A 1,319-nucleotide genomic window follows, 5' to 3' on the forward strand; every position below is an offset into this window, starting at 1 on the left:
GCCCGCGCCGCCCGCCCCCCGCCCCGGCGCGCGGGCCCCCCCCCCCCGCCGCCCGCCCCCACGACTCGACGCTGCGGCTTCCCGCAGTGCCCGATATCGTGGGGATGCCGGAGACTTGCGTACCGAAGTACGCGGCGCCTCCGCCATCCCCACGATATCGGGCACTGCGGGAAGCCTCGCTGACTCACTGGGCGAATCTGCGGCGGAAACCGATCTACCTGCGACAAGCATTGACGAGCCTACGAGTGCGGAGGGGGCTTCATGAGCGAAGCGACAACTGTCGAGAACCTGTACCTGCTGGGGCACCCTATCGCGCACTCGAAGTCTCCGGTTATGTACAACGCCGTGTACGAGCGTTTGGGGCTGTCGTGGCGCTACGAGCTGGCCGACATGGCCGGCGAAGACGAGGCGCGCGCGTTTCTGGATGCTCGGGACTTCCTGTCCGTCAACATCACCACGCCGTACAAGCCGCTCGCGTATCGGGCTGCCACGCACCAGGCGGCGTCCGCCAAACTCGCGCGCGGCGCCAACCTGCTGTGCAGGCACGGCGAGGCGTTGCTCGCGTACAACACCGACGGGCAGGGCTGCGTGGCCTATCTCGAGCGCACGGGCTTCGACTTCGCCGGCTGCTCCGCGGTCGTGTGCGGCACCGGCCCTACGGCGCTCTCCATCGTGCACGCCTGCGCCATTGCCGGCGCGGACGAAGTCGTGCTCGTCGGGCGCGACAAGGACCGCGCACGGGACGTGCTGGATGCCTACGTTCAGGAATTCGGAAGGCTGTCGTCGGCTGCGGTGGACCTGCCGGCCGCCCGGGAGCATCATCGCAGCTTCCGCCAGGCTTTTGACGGCACGGCGTTCAAGTTCGGAAGCTATGCCACGTCCACGCAGGCCATCCGCAACGCCGACCTCGTGGTGAACGCCACGCCGCTCGGCATGAACGAGGGGGATCCTGCGCCGTTCGACGTCGCGCTTTTCCGCCCCGAACAGCGTGCCTTCGATGTGGTGTACGGCCACGGCGAGACGGCCTTCGTCGCCGGGGCGCGCGCTGCGGGTTGCACGGTGTCGGACGGCGCGGGCATGCTCGTGGCCCAGGCCGAGGCGACCGTGCGCACCGTCTGCGACATCGCCGGCGTCGACGCCGACCTGGAAGCTTTCGACCTGTTCGCCGTCATGGCGGAAGCCGCCGGCTTCCAGGTTCCGGCGGCCTGACGGCCGCCGGAACCCCTCGACGCTGCGGCCCGCCCTCGCACCCGATCTCGCGGCGATCCCGCGGACTCGCGTACCGAAGTACGCGTCGCCCGCGCGATCCCCACGATCTC

General features: G+C 69.9%; 1 protein-coding gene. It reads left to right on the plus strand.

Going from position 1 to position 1,319, the window contains the following annotated elements:
- The first annotated feature begins 261 nt into the window (after positions 1–261).
- Positions 262–1,209, plus strand: a complete 948-nt coding sequence (locus HCH03_RS03845; protein WP_221688399.1) for a shikimate dehydrogenase family protein — start codon at positions 262–264, stop codon at positions 1,207–1,209.
- Positions 1,210–1,319 lie beyond the last annotated feature (110 nt).

Origin of the sequence: Gordonibacter massiliensis (ex Traore et al. 2017), from assembly GCF_019731765.1 — a bacterium.
In the GTDB taxonomy this organism is placed as follows: domain Bacteria; phylum Actinomycetota; class Coriobacteriia; order Coriobacteriales; family Eggerthellaceae; genus Gordonibacter; species Gordonibacter massiliensis.